We start from the raw sequence: 18693 nt of genomic DNA on the forward strand, positions 1-18693 counted from the left end.
GGTGACCCCATGACCCTGTTTCTTGAAAATGCCCGCCTGATCGACCCCGAGGCCCTGACCGAGACCACGGGCAATCTGGTGATTGATGACGGCAAGATCGCCGCCATCGGGCAGATGTCCGCCCCCAAAGGCGCCGAGGTGATCGATTGCGGTGGCAAATATCTGGCGCCGGGGATCGTGGATCTGGGCGTGAAAATCGGCGAGCCGGGCGAGCGTCACCGCGAGAGCTTCCGCACCGCAGGGCTTGCGGCTGCGGCAGGCGGGGTGACCACCGTGATCGCCCGCCCCGACACGACCCCCGCTATCGACAATCCCGAGACGCTGGAATTCGTGACGCGCCGCGCGGCACAGGCCCCCGTTCGCATCCACCATATGGCGGCGCTGACCAAGGGCCGCGAGGGCCGCGAAATGACGGAACTCGGTTTCCTGATGGATGCGGGCGCGCTGGCCTTTGGCGATGTGACCCATGTCAGCACCGATAACAAGGTGCTCTCGCGCGCCTTCACCTATGCGCGGTCGCTGGGCGCGCTGGTGGTCTGCCATCCGCAGGAGCCGGGGCTTTCCAAGGGCTCGGCCGTGACCTCCGGCAAATTCGCCTCGCTGCGCGGCCTGCCGGGTGTCTCGCCGATGGCCGAGCGGATGGGTCTCGAGCGCGATCTGGCCTTGGTCGAGATGACCGGCGTGCGCTACCATGCCGACCAGATCACCACCGCCCGCTCCCTGCCCGCGCTGACCCGCGCCAAACAGGCGGGTCTGGATGTGACGGCGGGGATCTCTATCCACCACCTGACGTTGAACGAGCTGGATGTGGGCGATTACCGGACCTTCTTCAAGGTAACTCCGCCGCTGCGCTCCGAAGAGGACCGCCTGGCGATGGTCGAGGCCGTGGCCGATGGCCATATCGATATCATCTGCTCGATGCACACGCCCGCCGATGAGGAATCCAAGCGCCTGCCCTTCGAGGAAGCCGCCTCCGGCGCCGTGGCGCTCGAGACCTTCATTCCGGCGGCGATGCGCCTTTATCACGCGGGCCATCTGAGCCTGCCGCAGCTCTTCCGCGCCATGTCGCTCAACCCTGCCAAACGTCTGGGCCTGCCGCAGGGCCGACTCGCCGAGGGAGCCCCCGCCGATCTCGTGCTCTTCGATCCGAATGCACCTTTCGTGCTCGACCGGTGGACATTGCAGTCGAAATCGAAGAATACCCCCTTTGACGGCCAGCGCATGGAGGGCAAGGTGCTGACGACCTTCGTCGCAGGCGCCAAGGTCTTCGACCGCGCCAACCAGACCGCCTAATCAAAGAGGAGCATCCCGGTGACCGAACAGACCCCGGCCATTCTGGCCCTTGTGTCCCTGCTGGGATATCTTCTGGGCTCGATCCCCTTCGGTATCGTGATCACCCGAATGCTGGGTCTGGGCGATCTGCGCCAGATCGGCTCGGGCAATATCGGGGCGACCAATGTGCTGCGCACGGGTAACAAGCCCGCAGCCCTTGCCACGCTCCTGCTCGATTCGGGCAAAGGCGCGATTGCGGTGCTGCTGGTGCGTTATTTCATGGCAGATCCACTGGCCGCACAGCTGGCGGGGGGCTTTGCCTTCTTGGGCCATCTCTATCCGGTCTGGCTGAAATTCCGTGGCGGCAAGGGCGTGGCCACTTTCCTCGGCACGGTGCTGGCGCTTTACTGGCCGCTGGGTCTCGCGGCCTGCGGGATCTGGCTGCTGACGGCTCTGGCCACGCGCATCTCCTCGCTTTCGGCGCTGGTCTCGGCGGCGCTATCCGTGCCGCTGGCGCTGCTGATGGGCGAACGGCAGTTGATGCTGCTGCTGGCAATCCTTGCGGTGCTGATCTTCTGGCGCCACCGCGCCAATATCTCGCGTCTGGCACAAGGCACCGAGCCCAAGATCGGCAAGAAGGGCTGAGGGAACCTTGCGGGGGCCACCATCGTTGCCCCCGAAACCTATGAGGGACCGATGACATTCCAATCCGCAGTAAAAACCTGCCTTACCCAGAACTATGCCCGTTTTACGGGGCGCGCGCGCCGCGCCGAGTTCTGGTGGTTCGTGCTCTTTGTGCTCTTGGGCAATTTCCTCCTCAGCCTTGTGGACGGCGCGATCTTCGGCGGGCTTTCGATGGGCGCGGGCGAAGGCCATGCGTGGTTCATCTCCAATGGCGGGCTGCTCGAATTCCTGTTCTCGCTGGCGGTTCTGATCCCGCTTCTGGCGGTCTCGGTGCGGCGGTTGCACGATATCGACCGCACGGGCTGGTGGCTCCTGCTGCATTTCCTGCCGCTTTTCGGCCAGATCATCCTGTTCATCTTCATGCTGGGCCGCACCCGCGAGGGGACGAACCGCTTCGGCCCCGAACCACAGTAAACGGCCCCCTCAAAGGGCAGAACATCGGCAAATGAAAAAGCGCGGGGATACCCCCGCGCTTTGTGCATTCTTTGGTCGGGCAAAGGATCAGTAGCTGTACTCGCGATAGATCTTCGACAGATCGCCCTGCCATTCGCCGTGGTATTTTTCCAGAAGTTCATCGGCGGGCACGCGCCCCGTCTCGACGCTTTCTTCCAGCGCGTTGAGGAAATGGGTCTCGTCGGGGACCAGTCCGCCGGCACCGGGCTTGGCGCGGGCCTTGAGGCCGGATTGCGAGATCGCCACCGCTTCACGCGCCAGATCATGAAGTTTGATACCGTTATACTCGCCCTGAAGCGCATCTTTCGCGGCGGCGCGACGCAGACCCTCGCGGGTCTCGTGATCCCAGCCCTTCACCAGATCCCATGCCGCATCCAGCGCAGACTGGTCATAGGTCAGCCCCACCCAGAAGGCCGGAAGCGCGCAAAGACGGCGCCACGGGCCCCCATCGGCCCCGCGCATCTCGATGAATTTCTTCACCCGCGCCTCGGGGAAGACGGTGGTCATATGGTCGGCCCAATCCGAAAGCGTGGGCTTCTCGCCCGGCAGCGCGGGCAGCTCGCCCTTCAGGAAGTCACGGAAAGACTGGCCCAGAGCATTGATATATTTGCCATCGCGATAGACGAAATACATCGGCACATCGAGGACGTAATCGACCCAAGCCTGATAGCCGAAGCCCTCCTCGAACACGAAAGGCAGCATGCCGGTGCGCGCCTCGTCGAGGTTCTGCCAGACATTGGCGCGCCATGATTTGAACCCGTTGGGCTTGCCATCAAGGAAGGGCGAATTGGCAAACAGCGCCGTGGCTACCGGCTGCAGCGACAGCGCCACGCGCATCTTCTGCACCATGTCGGCTTCGGAGGCGAAATCGAGATTCACCTGAACAGTGCAGGTCCGGTACATCATGGTTTTGCCCATGGTGCCGACACTATCCATATAGTCGGTCATCAGGCGGTAGCGGCCCTTGGGCATCATCGGCATCTCGGCCTCGCCCCATTGCGGCGCAGCCCCCAGCCCGATGAAACGCGCCCCGATCTTGTCGGCGATGCTCTGCACCTCGCGCAGGTGCTGGTTCACCTCGTCGCAGGTCTGGTGGATGGTCTCCAGAGGCGCGCCCGACAGTTCCAGCTGGCCACCCGGCTCGAGGCTGACATTGGCACCATTATGGGTCAGGCCGATGATATTGCCCTGCTCCTCGACCGGCGTCCAGCCATAGGTATCGCGCAGGCCTTCCAGCATTGCCTTGATGGAGCACGGCCCCTCATAGGGCAGCGGCTTCTGGGCCTTCTCGCAATAGCCGAACTTCTCGTGCTCGGTGCCGATACGCCAGTCATCCTTGGGCTTTTCGCCCTCGGCCATATATTCGGCAAGCTGTGCGAAATCTTCGATCGGGCCACCGCCCTGCTGCGGAATGGACATGGACGCTCCTAAATCTTGTGGCCCTTTGGAGGGCAAGAGGTGTGACGAATAGCGGGTCAAGTCAAGCGCAATGCGATCTCAGCCAGACGAGCGCTTCCACAAAACCTGTGCGGTCACGCGCCGATCCAATGCCGCAGAAATCGCGCGCATGTCGGTTCCGGGCAAGCTTGCATAGGCATCATAGAGTTGCGCAGCACCCGCCGCATCGACGGGGATCAGCAGGGCCTGCCCATCGGCGGTCTTGAGCCGCCAGAGATGGCGGCCGTTCAGATGCAAGAGCCGGATCTCGGCCAGATCGCGCAGCGCCACCTGTCCGCCCAGCAGCCGCCCCGCCCCGAAATAGCCGATCTGGCCTTCATCGATCTCCACCATACCGGGCGCCACCGCATCACGCGCAAAGCGCAGCCTGCGCCACGCCACCACCGCCCAGGCGACAGCCCCTGCCACCAGTGCCAGCCCGACAGGCAAAAGCACCCAGCCGCCCAGCCAGACAAGCCACAGCCCGGCCGCCAGCGGCACCAGCGCCAGCAGCACTTCGGAATGATGCGCAATCGCGCGACGCAACTCGGGACGGATCATGACAGGTCCTGATACACTCTTTGCGCAAACTCTTGCCCGCCTCCCCGCCGAATGCAACCATTTGCACCTAAAGCCCGTTCCGAGGAGATCCCAATGGACAAGCTGACCGTTCAGACGACCATCAACGCCGCGCCGGACGCGGTCTGGGCGGGCTATACAGAGCCCGCCCGGATCATGGAGTGGAATTTCGCCTCGCCCGACTGGCATTGCCCGCATTCCGAGGTCGATCTGCGGGTCGGCGGGCGGATGGTCTCGAAGATGGCCGCGAAAGACGGCAGCTTCGCCTTCGATTTCGGCGCGACCTTCACCGAGATCGCGCCGGAACGGCTGCTGGCGATCCGCCTTGATGACGGGCGCGAGGCGGTGACCGCTTTCGAGCCGGTGGCGGGGGGCACCCGCGTCACCACCCGCTTCGAGCCGGAGACTCAAAGCCCGCCCGCCATGCAGCAGATGGGCTGGCAGGCGATCTTGGAGAATTTCCGCCGCCATATGGAAGCCTAGCCATTGATGGCGGCAAAGGCTGCTGCAAACCGGCCCTCGCTCTCGGCAAAGCGCTGGAAATGCACACGCTCGACCAAAATCTCGTCGGGCACATCCGGGCGCTGCATCTGCCCGACCACCTCCGAGATGAAAGCGTCAAGCGGCAGGGCCGCCGCCACCTGCGACTGGCCCGGCGTCAGCTCGGTCGCCACCAGCGGCGGCGCGATCTCGTGCACGCGCACCGATGTGTCCCGCAGCTGGTGGCGCAGCGATTGCGACCACGAATGGATCGCGGCCTTGCTGGCTGAATAGAGCGGGGTCGTGGCTTTGGGCACGAAAGCCAGCCCCGAGGATACGGTGACCAGCGCGGCCCGAGGCTGCGCCCGCAGATGCGGCAAAAAACCTGCCGCCATTTCCACGGGGGCTGTCAGATTGGTGGCAATCACCCGATGGGCCACTTCGGTCGAGACCGGATCGCTTGTGTAATCCTCGGGCTCCATGATGCCCGCATTCAGGATCACCGTATCCAGATCGGGATGGTCGGCCAGCACCTGCGGCGCAAAGGCCGAAAGCGCCTGCGTGTCGGTCATATCCAGCTGGTAGCCCGCCATATCGGGATTGCGCTTCAGCATGGCGTTCAGGCTCTCCGCCTTGCGCCCCGTGATGATGATGCGGTTGCCCGCGGCCTGCAGTGCCTCGGCCAAAGCCTGACCGATGCCGGAATTACCGCCGGTGATGAGGATGGTGCGATTGGTAAAACTCATGGTTGGTCCTTTCCTGTTCTGGTGACAAGATGCGGCCCGTGCTATCCTTCCGAAAGAAGGCACCCAAAAGAATTATACTTACCCAAAAGAGAGTATGGATATGTCCGCCGACAAACTCCGCGCCGAGTTGAACGCCCTGCCCTGCGATCCGGCGGTGGACCGGCTGGTGGAAGAAATCATCGGACGCGTCGCCGATAAATGGACGATGCTGCTGATCGAGATCCTGACCGAGCATGACTGCGCCCGCTTTGGCGAGCTGTCGCGCGCCTGCACCGGCATCAGCCAGAAAATGCTGACCCAGACGCTGCGCGCGATGGAACGCGACGGGCTGGTGAGCCGCAAGGTCTATCCGGTCGTGCCGCCCAAGGTGGAATACCGGCTGACCGAGTTGGGGCTGGGCCTATCAAAAGCCTTCTGCGGCGTCTGGCTCTGGGCGGAAAAGAACTATGACACGATCGAGCGGGCACGGAAGGATTTCGAGGCCCGCACGATCGAGTAGCGATCAACCCCAATCCCCCAGCGCCGATTGCCACAAGGTGATTGCCGCGCAGACGGCGGTATCAGCGCGCAGGATGCGCGGGCCGAGGCTGACCGGCGTGACATAGTCGAGGCTGCGCAGCATATCGCGCTCGGCGGGCGAGAACCCGCCCTCGGGGCCGATGAGGATCGCCCAGGGGCCGGGGGCAAGCTGCGCCAGCGTCTCGGCCGGACCCACGAGGCTCTCGTCGCAGAAGAGGATACGCCGCGTCTCGTCCCACCCGCGCAGAAGCTGCATCAGGCTCTGCATCTCGTCGACGGGCGGCACGAAAGTGCCAAGGCATTGCTCGGCGGCCTCCATCGCATGGGCCTGCGCGCGGTCCTGCTTGATCCGGCCCGCATTGGTGAATTCGGTCTGCACCGGCAGGATACGGGCACAGCCCAGCTCGGTCGCCTTTTCGACGATAAAATCCGTCCGCTCTTTCTTGATCGGCGCAAAGAGCAGCCACAGATCGGGCGGGTCGAGCTGGGGGGCGGCCTGTTCGACACAGGTCAGTTCTCCGGCCTTCTTATGGGCGCGGGTGACGGTGGCGGTCCATTCGCCGTCGCGGCCGTTGAACAGCGCGATATGGCTGCCCTCCCCTTCGCGCATGACGCCGAAGAGATAATGCGATTGTTTATCGGTCAGGGCGATGACTTGCCCCTGACCCAGCGGATGATCTACATGAAGACGTATCTTGGCGCGTTGCATGGGGCAAATCTATGAGTAGTGGGCGGAAAACTCCAGAGGCAGACGGTATCGTCTATGATGCCTATGATGGCAACTGGGTCGATCATCACGCCCCCCGCCGCCTGCGTCCCCTGTTGCGGCTCAGCCGCGCCGACCGCCCGATCGGCACATGGCTGTTGCTGATGCCCTGCTTCTGGGGCATCGCGCTGGCGGCCAATGCAACGGGCGGATTTGTCTGGTGGGATCTGTGGCTGGTCATCGGTTGCACCATCGGCGCCTTCCTGATGCGCGGTGCGGGCTGCACATGGAACGACATCACCGACCGCCATTTCGACGGCGCCGTGGCGCGCACCCGCTCGCGCCCGATCCCCTCGGGCCAGATCACCGCCAAGGGCGCGCTGGTCTGGGCCGTGGTGCAATGCTTGGTCTCGCTCCTGATCCTGCTGACCTTCAATGCGCCCGCCATCTGGCTGGGGGTGCTGTCGCTGGCGCCTGTGGCGATCTATCCCTTCGCGAAGCGTTTCACCTGGTGGCCGCAGGTCTTTCTGGGGCTTGCGTTCAACTGGGGCGCGCTTCTGGCATGGACCGCGCATACCGGCAGCCTCGGGCTGCCTGCCGTGCTCCTTTATATTGGCGGGATCAGCTGGACGCTCTTCTATGACACGATCTATGCCCATCAGGACAAGGAAGACGATGTGCTGATCGGGGTAAAATCCACCGCCCGCCTCTTTGCCGAGAAGACGCCGCAATATCTGCTGGGCTTCCTGATCATCGCCACGCTCCTGATGGTGGCCGCCGTATTGGTGGCGCTGCTGCCCAGTGATCCTTCGGCCATCAAACTGGCGATTACCCTCATGGGGCCCGTGGTCTTTGCCGGCCATATGGGCTGGCAGCTGAAACAGCTCGATATCGACAATCCCGATCTCTGCCTGCGGCTTTTCCGCCGCGCACAGAAGGCGGGTCTGTTCGCTGCGCTGTTTTTCGCCGCTGGCGCGATTGTGTAAACCCTCATCGCCCCAAGCGGATTGCGGGAATCTCCCCTAACCCGTAAGCATCCCGCAACCTGAACGACACCGGAGAGCCCGCCTTATGCGAAGCAAGATCCTGACCGCCACAGCCTTTGGTGCCGCACTTGTCTGCGCGGCACTCGTGGCAGGTGGCTCGGCCACTGTGATCGAGAAGCGCACCCAGTCCGAGGTGCGCGTAGCCCTCGAGACCTCGGGACATGGCTGGGCCAAGGTCGCCACCGACGGGCTTCAGGTCCAGATCAGCGGCACCGCCCCCTCGGAGGCCGAACGCCTGCGCACCATGGCGGTGGTCTCGGGGATCGTCGATGCGACCCGTATCCGCGACAATACCGATGTGACCAAGATCGCCGATCTGACCGCGCCCGATTTCTCGCTCGAGATCCTGCGCAATGATGACGGGATCTCGCTGATCGGGCTGGTGCCCAGCTCGACCGACCGCAAGGCGCTGATGGACGAAGTGTCGTCCTTCACGCAGGGCGGCGAGGTGGTCGACATGCTCGACGAGGCCGATTATCCGGTGCCGGATGGCTGGAACACCGCCTACCAGTTCGCCGTGGACACACTCGCCAGCCTGCCGCATTCGAAGATCTCGGTCGAGGCAGGCAAAGTGTCGGTCACTGCGATCACCTCCTCAAAGCGCGAGAAATCCGACATCGAGACGGCGCTCACCCGCCGCAAACCCGACGGGCTGGACCTGAGCTACAATATCTCGGCCCCGCGTCCGGTGATCACGCCCTTCACGCTGCGCTTCATCAAGGATGAGCAGGGCGCGCGGTTCGACGCCTGCTCGGCCGATACCGACCGTGCCAAGACCAAGATCCTGGCGGCTGCCAAAGCGGCGGGTGCCAGCGGCGATCTGGGCTGCACCGTGGGGATGGGCGTGCCCTCGACCGACTGGGCCGATGCGACCGCCATGGGCATCGCCGCGGTCGGCCAGATGGGCGCGGGCACGATCACCTATTCCGATACCGATATCGCACTCGATGTGCCCGCCTCCGTCAGCAATGACGCGTTCGATCAGGCCGTGGCGGATCTGGAAACCAACCTTCCCGATGTCTTCTCGCTGCAATCGGTGCATGAGAAACCCAAACAGGAACAGGCGCAGATCGCACAATTCTCCGCCTCGCGAGACGCCTCGGGCAAGATCAAGATCGGCGGACGGGTCAAGGATGCGACCCAGCGCGACATGATCGAGAACTATGCCCGCGCGCAGTTCGGCTCGAAAGGTGTCTCGGGCAGCACCCGTGTGGATGACGCCCTGCCCGCCGATTGGGGCGTGCGCACCATGGCGGGGCTTGCCGCGCTCGACCAGCTGAATACGGGGCAGATCACCGTGCGTCCCGATATCCTGCGCGTCTCGGGGATTTCGGGCAATGCACAGGCCAGCGACGAGATCTCGCGTTCGCTCTCCAAGGCGCTCGGCGAGGCCGCGCGGATCGATCTGTCGGTGCGCTATGACCGCCGCCTCGATCCGGTTCTGGGCCTGCCCTCGGGCACGGAATGCGCCACCCGTCTCAACAATGTGCTCGCCAGCCAGAAGATCACATTCGAGCCGGGCTCGGCCAAGATCGATGCCGCCGGAGCCACCCCGATCGCCGCCCTCGCCAAAGCCTACCAGAACTGCGAGGATTACAAGCTGGAGGTCGATGGCCATACCGATAGCCAGGGCCGCGACCAGATGAACCTCTCGCTGTCGCAAGACCGTGCCAATGCCGTCTTGCAGGCGCTGGCCGACCGCGGCGTCTCGGTGCGCAACCTGACGGCCAAAGGCTTTGGCGAGACCCAGCCGATTGCCGATAACGGCACCGAAGCGGGCCGTGAGGCAAACCGCCGGATCGAGTTCACCCTGCTCGACGAGCAGCCGCTCGATACCGGCGAGACCCTGCCCGAAGCGACCGCCACCGCGACGGCTCCCATCGTCGAGGAAGCCGCCGAGGGCGAGGCGCAGGCCGATCAGGTCGGCGGCACACAGGATACCTCTGCCGATGCCGCGGTATCCGTGGCCCCTGCGGCGCAATCACCGGCCAAGCCGAAGCTGCGTCCGGCCGATCTCGATACTTCCAAGAAATGACCGGATGAAAGCCCGCGGGACCCTATGATATGAACAGAACCGAATTCGTTTTTGCCACAGCCATCATTCTTTTCATCGCCTTCTGCCTGGGATGGTTTGCCTGCTGGCTGCTGCACCGCCTGACCCGCGTGAGTAAAGCCGATATGGGCGAGTTGGAACAGATGGCCCATGCCCTGCACGAGGCCGAGGATACCCGCGAACGTGCCCTGGCCTATATCGAGCATCGCGAAGCGGAACTGACCAACCAGCTGCACCAGTCCGAAGCGGAGCTACGCGCCGCCATGGATGGTCTGCGCGATGCCCGCCGAGATGCGGAAGAGCTGCGCGCCAAACTCGACAGCTAAAGAACGCGGGCAGATCCCATGCGCTATTGCCTGCCCGAGACTTTCGCCACAGATCGCTATGCGCTCCGGCGCGTCCAGCCCGAGGATGCGCCTGCGATCTTTGAGGCTTATGTCCAAGACCCCGAAGTAACGCGCTTCGTTGGTTGGCGCCCGCATGGCGCACTGGCCGACACCCGCGCCTATCTCGCCAATTGCGGCAAGGAGTGGGACGCGGGTACGGGGTTTCCGGCGGTGGTCTTTGCCAAAGGCGCGCCCGGCGACCTCATGGGGCTCTTCCACCCGCATCTTCACCGGCACCGCGTCACTTACGGCTATGTTCTGCGCCGGAGCGCTTGGGGACAGGGCTGTGCCTCGGAAGTGCTGCGCTGGCTGGTGGATCACGCCCTTTCGCATCCTGATATTTTCCGTGCGGAGGCCTTTTGTGACAAGGATCACACGGCCTCGGCGCGCGTGATGGAAAAGGCGGGGCTGAGACGTGAGGGCGTGTTACGGCGCTATTTCCTGCATCCGAACATCTCCGATACGCCCCGCGATTGCTGGATGTATGCCAAGGTCAGATAGCGGTGTAATCAGCCCGACCCTCGGGCGCGTGGCGGGCCCGTGCGATCAACTGGAGCCCCGCCATACGCGCCTCCTCGACTGCCAGCCCCGTGGGGGCCGAGGGCGACACAATCGCGCCCGCCCCAATCATCGCGGCTTTTTGCACCAGATCCACCGAGATCCGCGAGGTCATGATGATAGCAGCTCCCTCGGGCACAGCTCCCACCGCCCCGATCAGCTTGTCGAGCGCGTTATGGCGTCCCACATCCTCGCGACAGAGCCGCAAACCACCCGCCACCCAGAGCCCCGCCGCATGGCAGGCGCGGGTCTCGTCCTGCAGCACCTGCGCCTCGCGCAGCGCGTCGAGCGCCTGCGCTGCCTCGGCAAGCCCCAGCACAGGCCGGTAGGCTCTGTGAGGCACCTCGCGCAGCGCCTGTGAAAGACTGTCGATGCCGCACAGCCCGCATCCTACCGGCCCCGCCATCGCGCGCCGCCTGTCGCGGAAGGCCGCGCCCGCCCTTGCAGGCAACCATGCCCGCGCCTCGATCCCGCGCGACTGGGGCACGATCTCGATGCCGGTCAGGCTCTCGCCCTGTGCGATGATCCCCTCGCTTACAGCAAATCCGCGCAGGAAATCCTCCAGATCGGCGGGGGTCGCCATCATCACGGCCTGTGTCACCCCGTCAAAGACCAGCGCCACCGGCACCTCTTCGATTAAAGGCTCGATCAGCGGCTCTGCGGCTCCGGTGGCACCTATGGCCAGAGTCTGCTGACGGATTGGCTGGATCATGCGGACCTCCCTGCCCTTCTGTGCGGGCGATTATGCGAAAACTTCACGAAAAGGACAGCGGCTTGCTTGTAGGGCTCTGTCCGAGGACTTACATCCCCCACCATGGATTTCAAAGCCCTTCTCCCCCTGCGGCGCAAAGAGCCGCGCGTCGCGCTGATCCGCCTGCAAGGGGCGATCGGCATCTCCCGTCCCGGATCTGCGGGGCTCTCGGATGCCTCGGTGGGCCCGCTGATCGAGCGCGCCTTCCGCAAGGCCAGACCCACGGCAGTGGCGCTGATCATCAACTCGCCCGGCGGATCGCCTGTGCAGAGCGCGCTGATCGCTTCCCGGATCCGGCGTCTGGCCGATGAAACCGGCGTGCCGGTCCATGCCTTCGTGGAGGATGTGGCCGCGTCGGGCGGCTACTGGCTGGCCTGTGCAGCGGATGATATCTGGACCGATCCGACCTCGGTCGTGGGCTCGATCGGGGTGATCTCCTCGGGTTTCGGCTTCGACCAGTTTATCGGGAAGCATGGCGTGGAGCGGCGCGTGCATACGGCGGGCGGCTCGAAAAGCTTCATGGACCCGTTCCGTCCTGAAAAGCCCGAAGATATCGACCGGCTGAAGGCTCTATTGGAAGACATGCATGAAAGCTTCAAGGACCATGTGCGCGCCCGCCGCGGAACGCGCCTGACCACTGAACGCGATCTGTTCACCGGTGATGTCTGGACGGGCCGTCAGGCACTGGCCGAGGGCACCGGCCTGATTGACGGCCTCTCGCATGCGGTGCCCAAGCTCAAGGAGCTCTATGGCGAGAAGGTCCGGCTGATCCCCTTCACCCAGAAGAAATCCATCTTCAAGCGTTTCGGCGCCTCTTTCGGCAGCCAGATCGCGCAGGAGGCGGTCGGCGCGGCATTGCTCGAAGCAGAGGAACGCGCCCTCCGGGCCCGTTACGGGCTCTAGGATGCTTCTGAAGGTGATGGCGATCTTCCTGCTCGTCATGGCCGTTCTGGCCATGTTCGGCAGGCTGCGCCTTCCTAAAGGTCTGCCCGGCGCAAAGCGCCTTGGCAAGACACGCTGCCCCGATTGCGGGCGTCCCAAGATCGGCTCGGGGCGTTGCCCTTGTGGCCATCATTCTTCAAAAGGCTGAGGAGCCCTTCGTGCTGATAGATATCGCAATGGTTGTCGCGGGACTTGTCCTGCTTGTGTTCGCAGGCGACTGGCTGGTCAAGGGGGCGGTGAACCTGTCGCTCCGGCTCGGCATTCCGGCGTTGATCGTCAGCTTGACCGTCGTGGCCTTCGGCACGTCCGCGCCCGAGTTGCTGGTCTCGATCACGGCAGTCCTCAATGACAATCCTTCCATCGCGCTTGGCAATGTCATCGGCTCGAACACGGCCAATATCCTTCTGGTGCTGGGGCTTCCGGCGCTGATCTCTGTGATCCATACCCATACCCATGACACGCGCGAGAGCTATCTGATGATGCTGGGCTCGACCGTGCTGTTCATCGCGCTGGCCTTTTCGGGGCCGATCACATGGTGGAAGGCTGTGGTGCTGCTTGTCGCCATCGGCGCGATCCTGACCCGCCAGATCCTGCAGGCGCTCGGCCATCGCCGTGACCGCGATGACGAGGAGGTGGAAGGTGCCGAGGACAGCATCACCGGTCGCGCCATTGCGGTCTACATCATCCTCGGGCTGATCGGCCTGCCGATCGGCGCCAATCTTCTGGTTTCGGGCGCCTCCGATATTGCCAGCGCCATGGGCATCTCGGATGCGGTGATCGGGCTGACGCTGGTAGCGGTGGGCACCTCCCTGCCCGAGCTTGCCACCTCGATCTCGGCCGCCCTCAAGGGCCGTGCTGATGTCGCTCTGGGCAATGTCATCGGCTCCAATATCTTCAACCTGCTGTTCATTCTGGGCATCGCGGGGCTCTTCGGCACCATGCCGGTGCCGCCGGAAATGCTGCGCGTCGATCTCTGGGTCATGCTTGCAGCGACCCTCGTTCTCGGGCCATTCATCTTCTTCAGGAAATCGCTCGGCCGAATGACGGGCATCGCGTTCACACTGGCCTATATCGGCTATGTGGTGGCAATCGTCGCCTGATATCCTAAGCGTGCCGGAGGAGAAAACCATGCACAATGCCCTGATCACCGGCGGAGCCAGACGTCTGGGCCGCGCGATGGCTTTGACTTTGGCAGCCCGTGGCTGCAACGTGGCCATCCATTACCACGGCTCGGAAGCCGAAGCCGAGGACACGGCTCGGGCCTGCCGCGCCCATGGCGTGCGCGCGGTCACCCTGCAGGCCGATCTCCTGGACGAGGCTCAGGTGGTGCCGCTGCTGCCTGCGGCGGCAAAGGCGCTCGGTGCCTCGATCGATCTGCTGGTCAACAATGCCTCCGTGTTCGAATATGACAATATCCACACGGCCACCCGCACGAGCTGGGACCGGCATATGGAATCCAATCTGCGCGCGCCCTATGTGCTGACGCAGGCCTTTGCCGAACAGGCCCCCAAGGCGGATCGCAGCGCGGGCGAGCCGCGTGCGCAGGCGATGGTGATCAATATGATCGACCAGCGGGTGCGAAAGCTGACGCCGGAATTCTCGACCTATACGCTGGCCAAGATGGGGCTCTGGGCACTGACCCGCACGGCGGCCATGGGGCTTGCCCCCGATATCCGCGTGAATGCTATCGGACCGGGGCCGACGCTGCAGGGCGGGCGCCAGACGCTCGAGCATTTCACCAAACAGCGCCAGTCCACCATCCTCGAACGCGGCTCCGACCCCGAGGATATCTGCGCGGCACTCACCTATCTGATGGACGCCAAATCGGTCACCGGACAGCTGATCTGCACCGATGGCGGACAACATCTGGGCTGGCAGACGCCGGACATATTGGGAACGGAATAATCACGCGCAAAACCGCGTTAATATTCGCCAGAGCCGCGCCTGCAAACGGTTACCAAAGTCCTAATCTTTTCAGCCTGTTACAGCAGGAAAATTATTTTTCCTTTGGATTCAAATGGCTACAAAAATGCACAAAAAACGGGCAAAGCAATGACATGCCAGTGTTACAAGGCAAATTCGTGCTTTCCCCGCGGATATCTACAAGCTTATCCACAAGAGTCGTGGAAAGTCTCCACTCTTGCTTTTCCCGAAAGGGGAGCGAAGAGATCAATAGAATCGGATGGTTAAAAAATCGGGGGTGAATGATTAACTCCCCTTAGGACAACCGGAACGAGGTTACCTTGAACGACAATGCACAGCCTGCCCCGTTGCGCGGCCATGATCTGATCGCCGATTATGTGAAACGTCTGGACTCATCGCCCGGCGTTTACCGGATGCTGAATGCCCAGAACGAGGTGCTCTACGTCGGCAAGGCCCGCAACCTGAAGGCGCGCGTGTCGAATTATGCGCGCCATTCGGGTCATTCGGCACGGATCGCGCGGATGATCTCGGAAACGCGCTTCATGATGTTCCTGACCACGCGCACCGAGACCGAGGCGCTGCTTCTGGAACAGAACCTCATCAAGCAGCTCAAGCCCCGCTACAACGTGCTCCTGCGCGACGACAAGAGCTTCCCCAATATTCTGATCCCCACCGACCATCCTTTCCCGATGATCACCAAGCATCGCGGGGCGCGCAAACAGAAGGGCTATTATTTCGGCCCCTTCGCCTCTGCGGGGGCGGTGAACCGCACGCTCAACCATCTCGAACGGGTGTTTTTGCTGCGCAACTGCTCGGACAGCCAGTTCTCGGGGCGCACGCGGCCCTGCCTGCAATACCAGATCAAACGCTGCGCGGCGCCCTGTGTCGGCAAGATCTCCGAAGCCGATTACGCCCAGCTCGTGGAGGATGCCAAGCGCTTCCTCGAGGGTAAAACCACCTCGATCCAGCGCGAGCTGGCCGAGCAGATGCAGGCTGCCTCCGAGGATATGGAGTTCGAGCGTGCCGCCGCTTTGCGCGACCGGATCAAGGCGCTGACCAATGTGCAGCAATCGCAGGGCATCAACCCGCGCGGCGTGGCCGAGGCGGATGTGGTGGCGCTGCATATGGAAGGCGGGCAGGCCTGCGTGCAGGTCTTCTTCATCCGTGCCAATCAAAGCTGGGGCAATCACGATTTCTACCCCAAGACGGGCTCGGGTGCCGATGAGGCAGAGGTGCTGGAGGCGTTTCTGGCGCAATTCTACGACAACCGTCCACCGCCCAAACAGATCCTGCTGTCGCATCCGATCGAGGATGAGGACCTGATGACCGAGGCGCTCTCCCAAAAGGCCGAGCGCAAAGTCGAGATTCTGGTCCCCAAGCGCGGCGAGAAGGCCGAGTTGGTGGAGAACGCCCATCGCAATGCCCGCGAGAGCCTTGGCCGGAAGATGTCGGAAAGCCAGGCACAGGCGAAACTGCTGAAGGGCGTGGCCGAGGCCTTTGCCCTGCCCAAGATCCCCGAGCGGATCGAGGTCTATGACAACTCCCATATTCAGGGCGCCCATGCCGTGGGCGGCATGATCGTGGCGGGGCCGGAAGGGTTCCTCAAAAGCCAGTATCGCAAATATAACATCAAGGATACCGAGGTCACTCCGGGCGATGACTTCGGCATGATGAAAGAGGTGCTGACGCGGCGCTTCCAGCGCCTTCTGAAGGAAGACCCCGAGCGCAAGACCGACGCCTGGCCCGACCTACTGCTGATCGATGGCGGCGCGGGGCAGGTCTCGGCGGTGCAGGAGATCATGGATGATCTGGGCGTGGCCGATGTGCCGATGGTCGGCGTGGCCAAGGGGATCGACCGCGATCAGGGCAAGGAGGAATTCTACCGCACGGGCCGCCCCGTCATGGCGCTGCCGCGGCAGGATCCGGTGCTCTATTACATCCAGCGCCTGCGCGACGAGGCCCACCGCTGGGCCATTGGCACCCACCGCGCCAAACGCGCCAAGGCCAATCTCGCCAATCCGCTGGATGAAATCCCGGGCATCGGCGCGACCCGCAAACGGGCGTTGCTGACGCATTTCGGCTCGGCCAAGGCGGTCAGCCGCGCAGGGCTGACCGACCTGATGGAAGTTCCGGGCATTTCCGAGGCCACCGCCGAGACCGTCTACAACTTCTTCAACGAGAAGGGTTGACCGATTGGCCGCCGGGGCGTAGCGCGCAGCCCATGACCCACGCGCTGACCACCCCCGATGATCTGGCCGCCGCCGGACTGAGTACCGAAGACCCTGCCCTACTGGCGCGGGTCGCACAGGAGTTCCGTATCCGCATCACGCCCGAGATGCAGATGGACGATCAGGCGATTGCCGCGCAATTCGTGCCGACAGCCGCCGAACTCACCACTCTTCCCGAAGAACTGGCCGACCCGATCGGCGATCAGGCGCATTCGCCGGTCAAAGGACTGACCCATCGCTATCCCGACCGCGTGATCTTGCACATCACCAAGACCTGCGATGTCTATTGCCGTTTCTGCTTCCGTCGCGAGACCGTGGGCGAGACCGGCCCGCTGCCACCTGCCCAACTGGATGCCGCGCTCGATTATATCGCCGCCACCCCTACCCTGCGCGAGGTGGTGTTGACAGGGGGCGACCCGCTGACCCTGTCGCCGCGCCGTCTGCGCGATGTGCTGACGCGGCTCGATGCCATCTCGCATCTCGCGATGGTCCGCTTCCACACCCGCGTGCCGGTCGTGGCCCCCGAGCGTATCACCCCCGAGCTGACACAGCTGCTGGCCAGCCTGCGCCTTGCGCCGTGGCTGGTGCTGCATACCAACCACGCCGCCGAGCTGACCCCCAATGCCCGCGCAGCCCTTGCACGGCTTGTCGATGCGGGCATCCCAGTGATTTCGCAATCGGTTCTTCTGCGCGGGGTCAATGACAGCACGCAGGCGCTGGCCGACCTCTTCACCACGCTCTCGGCCCTGCGGGTGAAGCCCTATTACCTGCATCACTGCGATCTGGCCCGCGGCACCTCGCATTTCCGCACTACGATCGATGAGGGCCGTGCCCTGATGCGCGCCCTGCGCGGGCGGATTTCGGGTCATTGCCTGCCCACCTATGTGCTCGATATTCCGGGCGGCTTTGGCAAAGTGCCCGTCTCGGCCGAGTATTTTACGCAACAATCCTCGGGCCATTGGAAAGTCACCGATTGGCAAGGCCGGATTCACGACTATCTTGACCCCAAAAGGTGAAGCCCCTTCCCCTTCCTGAACGACGCGGTTAACTTGCCCCCATGACGTGGACCCTTCCCAATATCCTCACTGTATTGAGGCTCGTTGCCGCCCCCGGTGTTGCGGTGATGTTTTTGTATTTCAGCCGCCCCTGGGCGGATTTTCTGGCCCTTGCGCTATTCATCGTCGCGGCGATCACTGACTGGTTCGACGGCTATCTGGCCCGCTCCTGGGGCCAAGAGAGCAAATTCGGCGCGATGCTGGACCCCATCGCCGATAAGGCGATGGTGGTGATCGCGCTGGTGATCCTCACGGGGTATTCGGGGATGAACCCATGGCTCATCCTGCCGGTGACGGTCATCCTCTTCCGCGAGACATTCGTGGCAGGGCTGCGCGAGTTCCTCGGTACCGATTCCGGCAAGCTGAAAGTGACCAGACTCGCCAAATGGAAAACCACGGCGCAAATGGTGGCAATCGCCATCCTCTTCCTCGGCACAGGGCTGACCTATGTCGAAACGGGCCGCCCGCCGCGCGTGGGCGAGGGCGACCTGCCCACCGGCCTGACGCCCGCCGATCTGGCCACCCATGCAGGGATCGTGCTGATCTGGATCGCGGCCATCCTGACAGCGATCACCGGCTGGGACTATTTCCGCAAGGCACTACCCTATCTGAGAGGCCCGAAATGAAGCGCGAACTGGTCTATTTCGCATGGGTGCGCGAACGGATCGGCGCGGCCCGCGAAACCGTAGAGACAGAGGCGCAGACTGCGGCGGAACTGGTCGAGGAGCTGCGCACCCGCAGCGACTATCATGCCGCCGCCTTGGCCGATCTGACGGCGCTGCGGGTGGCGCTCGATCAAGAACTCTCCGATTTCGACACACCTCTTGGCGAGACTCGCGAAATTGCCTTCTTTCCGCCGATGACAGGAGGGTGAC

22 protein-coding genes are annotated in these 18693 nt (G+C 63.5%); 17 read left to right on the forward strand and 5 right to left on the reverse strand.

Annotated features, from left to right (window positions below):
* The first annotated feature begins 9 nt into the window (after positions 1-9).
* The 3 genes from pyrC to VSX56_RS08770 are packed head-to-tail and all read left to right on the forward strand — an operon-like array spanning position 10 to position 2370.
* Positions 10-1293: a dihydroorotase gene (gene pyrC / locus VSX56_RS08760; RefSeq protein ID WP_350936459.1), complete on the forward strand. Its 1284-nt coding sequence runs from the start codon at positions 10-12 to the stop codon at positions 1291-1293.
* A gap of 12 nt (positions 1294-1305) precedes the next feature.
* Complete coding sequence (gene plsY / locus VSX56_RS08765) at positions 1306-1917, forward strand: glycerol-3-phosphate 1-O-acyltransferase PlsY (protein ID WP_339114459.1); 612 nt, start codon at positions 1306-1308, stop codon at positions 1915-1917.
* A gap of 51 nt (positions 1918-1968) precedes the next feature.
* The gene (locus VSX56_RS08770; protein ID WP_350936461.1) at positions 1969-2370 is read left to right on the forward strand and encodes a DUF805 domain-containing protein; all 402 of its coding nucleotides are present in this window, start codon (positions 1969-1971) and stop codon (positions 2368-2370) included.
* A gap of 87 nt (positions 2371-2457) precedes the next feature.
* Here the strand turns inward: VSX56_RS08770 and VSX56_RS08775 are convergent, their stop codons facing one another.
* Together VSX56_RS08775 and VSX56_RS08780 are read right to left on the reverse strand one after the other, a co-directional pair.
* Positions 2458-3828 (reverse strand): glutamate--cysteine ligase, encoded by a 1371-nt coding sequence (locus tag VSX56_RS08775; protein WP_339114145.1) that lies wholly within the window; start codon positions 3826-3828, stop codon positions 2458-2460.
* A 78-nt stretch (positions 3829-3906) separates the two neighbouring features.
* Positions 3907-4407: a hypothetical protein gene (locus tag VSX56_RS08780; RefSeq protein ID WP_350936464.1), complete on the reverse strand. Its 501-nt coding sequence runs from the start codon at positions 4405-4407 to the stop codon at positions 3907-3909.
* A gap of 93 nt (positions 4408-4500) precedes the next feature.
* Between VSX56_RS08780 and VSX56_RS08785 the strand changes: the two genes are divergently transcribed.
* Entirely contained in the window at positions 4501-4908 is a 408-nt protein-coding gene (locus tag VSX56_RS08785; RefSeq protein ID WP_339114143.1) for an SRPBCC domain-containing protein, read from the forward strand.
* Here the strand turns inward: VSX56_RS08785 and VSX56_RS08790 are convergent.
* Complete coding sequence (locus tag VSX56_RS08790; RefSeq protein ID WP_350936467.1) at positions 4905-5651, reverse strand: SDR family oxidoreductase; 747 nt, start codon at positions 5649-5651, stop codon at positions 4905-4907. The genes VSX56_RS08785 and VSX56_RS08790 overlap by 4 nt on opposite strands.
* A 100-nt stretch (positions 5652-5751) precedes the next feature.
* Between VSX56_RS08790 and VSX56_RS08795 the strand changes: the two genes are divergently transcribed.
* A complete protein-coding gene (locus VSX56_RS08795; protein ID WP_350936469.1) occupies positions 5752-6150 on the forward strand; it encodes a winged helix-turn-helix transcriptional regulator in 399 nt (132 codons plus the stop codon).
* Positions 6151-6153: 3 nt separating this feature from the next.
* Here VSX56_RS08795 and VSX56_RS08800 read toward each other — a convergent pair whose 3' ends face one another.
* The gene (locus VSX56_RS08800) at positions 6154-6879 is read right to left on the reverse strand and encodes a 16S rRNA (uracil(1498)-N(3))-methyltransferase (RefSeq protein ID WP_339114140.1); all 726 of its coding nucleotides are present in this window, start codon (positions 6877-6879) and stop codon (positions 6154-6156) included.
* An 11-nt stretch (positions 6880-6890) separates the two neighbouring features.
* On the opposite strand from VSX56_RS08800, the gene ubiA reads away from it, so the two are divergent.
* From ubiA to VSX56_RS08820, 4 genes are all read left to right on the forward strand, one after another.
* Positions 6891-7862: a 4-hydroxybenzoate octaprenyltransferase gene (gene ubiA, locus VSX56_RS08805; RefSeq protein WP_350936472.1), complete on the forward strand. Its 972-nt coding sequence runs from the start codon at positions 6891-6893 to the stop codon at positions 7860-7862.
* A gap of 85 nt (positions 7863-7947) precedes the next feature.
* A complete protein-coding gene (locus tag VSX56_RS08810) occupies positions 7948-9957 on the forward strand; it encodes an OmpA family protein (RefSeq protein WP_350936474.1) in 2010 nt (669 codons plus the stop codon).
* A 29-nt stretch (positions 9958-9986) separates the two neighbouring features.
* Positions 9987-10301 carry a hypothetical protein gene (locus VSX56_RS08815; protein ID WP_350936477.1) on the forward strand — a complete coding sequence of 105 codons (315 nt, stop codon included), beginning with the start codon at positions 9987-9989 and terminating at the stop codon, positions 10299-10301.
* 18 nt (positions 10302-10319) lie between these two features.
* On the forward strand, positions 10320-10862 hold the full coding sequence (locus VSX56_RS08820) for a GNAT family N-acetyltransferase (protein WP_350936479.1): 543 nt from the start codon (positions 10320-10322) through the stop codon (positions 10860-10862).
* Here VSX56_RS08820 and fdhD read toward each other — a convergent pair.
* On the reverse strand, positions 10855-11631 hold the full coding sequence (fdhD, locus tag VSX56_RS08825) for a formate dehydrogenase accessory sulfurtransferase FdhD (protein WP_350936481.1): 777 nt from the start codon (positions 11629-11631) through the stop codon (positions 10855-10857). The genes VSX56_RS08820 and fdhD overlap by 8 nt on opposite strands.
* Before the next feature lie 102 nt (positions 11632-11733).
* Between fdhD and VSX56_RS08830 the strand changes: the two genes are divergently transcribed.
* From VSX56_RS08830 to moaD, 8 genes are all read left to right on the forward strand, one after another.
* Complete coding sequence (locus VSX56_RS08830; RefSeq protein ID WP_339114135.1) at positions 11734-12573, forward strand: S49 family peptidase; 840 nt, start codon at positions 11734-11736, stop codon at positions 12571-12573.
* A 1-nt stretch (position 12574) separates the two neighbouring features.
* Positions 12575-12760, forward strand: coding sequence for a hypothetical protein (locus VSX56_RS08835; protein WP_339114134.1), 186 nt, complete (start codon positions 12575-12577; stop codon positions 12758-12760).
* Positions 12761-12770: 10 nt separating this feature from the next.
* Positions 12771-13712, forward strand: coding sequence for a calcium/sodium antiporter (locus tag VSX56_RS08840; protein ID WP_350936484.1), 942 nt, complete (start codon positions 12771-12773; stop codon positions 13710-13712).
* A gap of 28 nt (positions 13713-13740) precedes the next feature.
* The gene (locus tag VSX56_RS08845) at positions 13741-14517 is read left to right on the forward strand and encodes an SDR family oxidoreductase (RefSeq protein WP_350936487.1); all 777 of its coding nucleotides are present in this window, start codon (positions 13741-13743) and stop codon (positions 14515-14517) included.
* Positions 14518-14855: 338 nt separating this feature from the next.
* Positions 14856-16724: an excinuclease ABC subunit UvrC gene (gene uvrC / locus VSX56_RS08850; RefSeq protein ID WP_350936489.1), complete on the forward strand. Its 1869-nt coding sequence runs from the start codon at positions 14856-14858 to the stop codon at positions 16722-16724.
* A gap of 32 nt (positions 16725-16756) precedes the next feature.
* The gene (locus VSX56_RS08855) at positions 16757-17779 is read left to right on the forward strand and encodes a lysine-2,3-aminomutase-like protein (RefSeq protein ID WP_350936542.1); all 1023 of its coding nucleotides are present in this window, start codon (positions 16757-16759) and stop codon (positions 17777-17779) included.
* A 41-nt stretch (positions 17780-17820) separates the two neighbouring features.
* The gene (gene pgsA / locus VSX56_RS08860) at positions 17821-18444 is read left to right on the forward strand and encodes a CDP-diacylglycerol--glycerol-3-phosphate 3-phosphatidyltransferase (protein ID WP_339114131.1); all 624 of its coding nucleotides are present in this window, start codon (positions 17821-17823) and stop codon (positions 18442-18444) included.
* Positions 18441-18692, forward strand: coding sequence for a molybdopterin converting factor subunit 1 (gene moaD / locus VSX56_RS08865; protein WP_339114130.1), 252 nt, complete (start codon positions 18441-18443; stop codon positions 18690-18692). Before pgsA ends, moaD begins: the two co-directional genes overlap by 4 nt.
* Position 18693 lies beyond the last annotated feature (1 nt).

This window comes from Thioclava kandeliae, assembly GCF_040297545.1.
GTDB classification, from domain to species: Bacteria; Pseudomonadota; Alphaproteobacteria; order Rhodobacterales; family Rhodobacteraceae; genus Thioclava; species Thioclava kandeliae.

Bases quoted from the DNA above. Each gene is read 5' to 3' on its own strand.
- pyrC (WP_350936459.1), top strand. From the start codon at position 10: ATGACCCTGTTTCTTGAAAATGCCCGCCTGATCGACCCCGAGGCCCTG.
- VSX56_RS08770 (WP_350936461.1), top strand. From the start codon at position 1,969: ATGACATTCCAATCCGCAGTAAAAACCTGCCTTACCCAGAACTATGCC.
- VSX56_RS08775 (WP_339114145.1), bottom strand. From the start codon at position 3,828: ATGTCCATTCCGCAGCAGGGCGGTGGCCCGATCGAAGATTTCGCACAG.
- VSX56_RS08780 (WP_350936464.1), bottom strand. From the start codon at position 4,407: ATGATCCGTCCCGAGTTGCGTCGCGCGATTGCGCATCATTCCGAAGTG.
- VSX56_RS08785 (WP_339114143.1), top strand. From the start codon at position 4,501: ATGGACAAGCTGACCGTTCAGACGACCATCAACGCCGCGCCGGACGCG.
- VSX56_RS08790 (WP_350936467.1), bottom strand. From the start codon at position 5,651: ATGAGTTTTACCAATCGCACCATCCTCATCACCGGCGGTAATTCCGGC.
- VSX56_RS08795 (WP_350936469.1), top strand. From the start codon at position 5,752: ATGTCCGCCGACAAACTCCGCGCCGAGTTGAACGCCCTGCCCTGCGAT.
- VSX56_RS08800 (WP_339114140.1), bottom strand. From the start codon at position 6,879: ATGCAACGCGCCAAGATACGTCTTCATGTAGATCATCCGCTGGGTCAG.
- ubiA (WP_350936472.1), top strand. From the start codon at position 6,891: ATGAGTAGTGGGCGGAAAACTCCAGAGGCAGACGGTATCGTCTATGAT.
- VSX56_RS08810 (WP_350936474.1), top strand. From the start codon at position 7,948: ATGCGAAGCAAGATCCTGACCGCCACAGCCTTTGGTGCCGCACTTGTC.
- VSX56_RS08815 (WP_350936477.1), top strand. From the start codon at position 9,987: ATGAACAGAACCGAATTCGTTTTTGCCACAGCCATCATTCTTTTCATC.
- VSX56_RS08820 (WP_350936479.1), top strand. From the start codon at position 10,320: ATGCGCTATTGCCTGCCCGAGACTTTCGCCACAGATCGCTATGCGCTC.
- fdhD (WP_350936481.1), bottom strand. From the start codon at position 11,631: ATGATCCAGCCAATCCGTCAGCAGACTCTGGCCATAGGTGCCACCGGA.
- VSX56_RS08830 (WP_339114135.1), top strand. From the start codon at position 11,734: ATGGATTTCAAAGCCCTTCTCCCCCTGCGGCGCAAAGAGCCGCGCGTC.
- VSX56_RS08835 (WP_339114134.1), top strand. From the start codon at position 12,575: ATGCTTCTGAAGGTGATGGCGATCTTCCTGCTCGTCATGGCCGTTCTG.
- VSX56_RS08845 (WP_350936487.1), top strand. From the start codon at position 13,741: ATGCACAATGCCCTGATCACCGGCGGAGCCAGACGTCTGGGCCGCGCG.
- VSX56_RS08855 (WP_350936542.1), top strand. From the start codon at position 16,757: ATGACCCACGCGCTGACCACCCCCGATGATCTGGCCGCCGCCGGACTG.
- pgsA (WP_339114131.1), top strand. From the start codon at position 17,821: ATGACGTGGACCCTTCCCAATATCCTCACTGTATTGAGGCTCGTTGCC.
- moaD (WP_339114130.1), top strand. From the start codon at position 18,441: ATGAAGCGCGAACTGGTCTATTTCGCATGGGTGCGCGAACGGATCGGC.